This is a genomic window from Arhodomonas sp. KWT (genome assembly GCF_010993615.1).
In genome coordinates this window covers 1-1559 of record NZ_WNXE01000406.1, presented here as the reverse complement: position 1 = coordinate 1559, position 1559 = coordinate 1, and the positions used below count along the sequence as shown (strand labels likewise).

General features: G+C 70.9%; 1 protein-coding gene. It reads right to left on the bottom strand.

The genetic code is table 11. From position 1 onward, the window contains the following. Positions 1-368: 368 nt before the first annotated feature. Positions 369-1559 (bottom strand): monovalent cation:proton antiporter family protein (locus G7A99_RS19400; RefSeq protein WP_205599940.1); only part of this gene is annotated, 1191 nt, incomplete at its 5' end.

Here is a 1559-nt window from a genome sequence, read left to right as displayed (position 1 = left end):
GTGATTGCGGTCGTTGTGTTCATGCTCGGCGGGCGATCCATGGAAAAGCCGGCGTACGCGACTGGCGGCTAATGCGCGGGGCTTGTGAAAGCCCGCGTGCCGCGCCGGTGTCACCGTGTGAGCGCGGTGCCACGAGGTCCCGCGGTCGCGGAACCGGTCCACGTTTCGGTGCCCCGGCACGGCGTGTGTTCCGTGGGCGTGAACGAGTACCCGGCCGCCGCCTCGCTGGGCGGCGGGCCGGTGCGTGTGGTCATCGCCTGCGGATGGGCAATGAATGCGGTCCCGCCGCTGTTTATGGGCTTGATGACGGCGCACCGGCGATGCCGCACGTCTGGATCGTCGCGGTTCTGGCTGTGATCGCTCACTGACTAGCGCAGCCCCCCGAGCAGCATCCGTTCCGCCTGTTCCAGGTTCTCCGGGGTCGCGTAGAGCACCAGCACGTCGCCGCTGCGGAGCTGGGTGTCCGGCTCGGGCTGAGGCCCGCGGATGCCGCCGCGGCGCACCGCCGTCACGTTCACGCCGATCTCCTCCAGGCGCAGCTCCTCCAGGCGCTTGCCCACACCGTACGCCCGTTCCGGCAGGGTCACCGCGTGGAGCTGTTCGCGGAAGCGGTCCGCCTTCTCGAGGTCGACCCGCTCCTCGCCGTGGAAGTAGCCGCGCAGCATCTGGTAGCGGTTGGCGCGGACGTCGCGCACGTAGCGGAAGATCCGGGTCAGCGGGATGTCGAGCAGGGTCAGCGCGTGGGTGGCGAGCATCAGGCTCGCCTCCAGCACCTCGGGAACGATGGCGGTGGCCCCCGCCCGGTGGAAACGCTCCAGCCAGACGTCGTCGCGGGTGCGCACCACCACCGGTAGCTGCGGATGGCGTCCGCGCACGTGCTCGAGGACGTTGAGCGTGGCAGTGGGATCGTTGTAGGTCAGCACCACCATGCGTGCGCGCTCGAGCCCCGCTGCGGCGAGGATCTCCTGGCGCGCGGAGTCGCCGAACTGCACCCGCTCGCCGGCGGCCTGGGCCTCGCGCACGCGGGCCGGGTCGAGGTCCAGGGCGAGATAGGGGATGCCTTCCTCCTCCAGGAAGCGCGCCACGTTCTGCCCGGTGCGCCCGTAGCCGGCAATGATCACGTGGTCCGTCAGCGCGGCCGCGTGGGCGGCCACCTGGCGCTCGGTGACCGAGCCGTGAGAGGACTCGCCGGTATCCACGAGGCCGTGGGCGATGTGCTCGTTGTGGCGCACCATCACCGGCACCACCGCCATGCTGAGCACCACGGCGGCGAGGGTGATCTGGCCCGCCACCGGGTCGAGCACCGCCTGCGAGAGGCCGAGGGAGAGCAGGGCGAAGCCGAATTCGCCGCCGCCGGCGAGGATCACGGCGGTGCGCATCGCCACCCGCGGGTCGTTGCGGCCGAGCCGGGCGAGGCCGTAGATCGCGCCGAGTTTCAGGGCCATGAACCCGGCTACCACGGCGAGCACGCCGAGCCAGTGATCGGCGACGACCGACAGGTCCAGCAGCATGCCCACGGTGACGAAGAACAGCCCCAGCAGGACGTCCCGGAACGGGCG